Here is a 1,373-nt window from a genome sequence, read left to right as displayed (position 1 = left end):
ATAATTGATCATTCTAGCTTGTTAAAACGCTCGATAACTGTATTAGTATTTTTAATTGTAGAATAACTACTTATCTAAAAATGCTTGCTTTGTTCTCAAGCGTTTTTCCTGCGCTATTTCTGATCACATACTTATTGTGATTGGTATAATGTGAGTCGGTTTGGTTAGACGACGAACGCTTAACCGCTGCATGACTTGCTAAAATATCGCAGATGAGTTGAAATTATCTGCTGAAACAACAGTACTGTTGAAACAAATGTGTCCGTCGGCCGTTTGCCGGAGGGATCAAATAAGGTGGACTGTTTTTCTGCCTACGGAGCGTAAATGCAACTTTTTGTTAGAGATTTAACCGTAATCGATTTTTCTTACCTGTGCCCTATCCGTGGCATGGTCGGGGAGAGCTGGATTGTCGACGTGCTGCTCGATGGCGGCCTGGACGATCAGAACATGGTGCTGGACTTTGCCAAGGTAAAGCGCACCATCAAGAACACCATAGACGATGTGGCCGATCACCGTCTGCTTATCCCTACCGCCTGCGCTGAGGTGAGATGGCAGCAGCAAGGCGATCGTGTCTGGATGGATTTCAACAGCCTGCAGGGAGATATCCATCTCGCCTGTCCCGCTCAGGCCTTTGCCCTGATCCCCACTGAGATCATCGATTTCGACAGCGTGAACGCCTTCTTGCAGAAAGCCTTGAAAGAGGTGCTGCCGGACAACGTTCAGGGCATCGCATTGACCCTGCGTAACGAGCTGCACGAGACCCCTTATTACCACTACTCTCATGGCCTGAAGAAACACGACGGTAACTGCCAGCGGATCGCCCACGGTCACCGCAGCCCGATCAACGTGTTTGAAAATGGTGTCGCCGCGCCTAAGTGGGACGAGTACTGGGCCCGTCGCTGGAAAGATATCTATCTCGGCTCTGAAGATGACTTGGTCGAGGTGGACGAGCTGGAGCTGTCGCCACAGACAGTGGTGAGCGATGAGACCCACTATGGGTTCCACTATGTGGCGCCACAGGGCGATTTTCAGCTGGCCATGCCCAAGAAGCGCTGCGAGATCATTCCCCACGATACCACGGTAGAGCTGTTGGCCGACTTTATCGCCACCACCCTGGCTAACGAGAATAGCGACAGCTCATTTAAGGTGATCGCCTACGAAGGCGTGGGCAAGGGGGCTATCGCGGTTAAAGGGGCAAGCCAAGCCTAAGCGCTCAGGCCTAAGTAAGCTGCCCAAAGCCTGGCAGACGATTTATTAGTGTTATACCAATCACAGTAAACATGTGATCAGAAATAGCGCAGGAAAAACGCTTGAGAACAAAGCAGGATTTTTAGATAAGTAGTTATTCTACAATTAAAAATACTAATACAGTT

General features: G+C 49.4%; 1 protein-coding gene. It reads left to right on the top strand.

The window, feature by feature from the left end:
• Positions 1-324 precede the first annotated feature (324 nt).
• Positions 325-1,209, top strand: a complete 885-nt coding sequence (locus L1D47_RS20640) for a 6-carboxytetrahydropterin synthase (RefSeq protein WP_239886617.1) — start codon at positions 325-327, stop codon at positions 1,207-1,209.
• Positions 1,210-1,373: the final 164 nt, after the last annotated feature.

This window comes from Shewanella sp. Isolate7 (genome assembly GCF_022398425.1).
Taxonomy (GTDB): domain Bacteria; phylum Pseudomonadota; class Gammaproteobacteria; order Enterobacterales; family Shewanellaceae; genus Shewanella.
The sequence above is the reverse complement of the archived record's forward strand: the minus strand, read 5'-3'. Positions and strand labels throughout refer to the sequence as shown.

What these genes read in the sequence shown, in the direction of transcription:
- L1D47_RS20640 (WP_239886617.1), top strand. Translation starts at nt 325, where the DNA reads ATGCAACTTTTTGTTAGAGATTTAACCGTAATCGATTTTTCTTACCTG.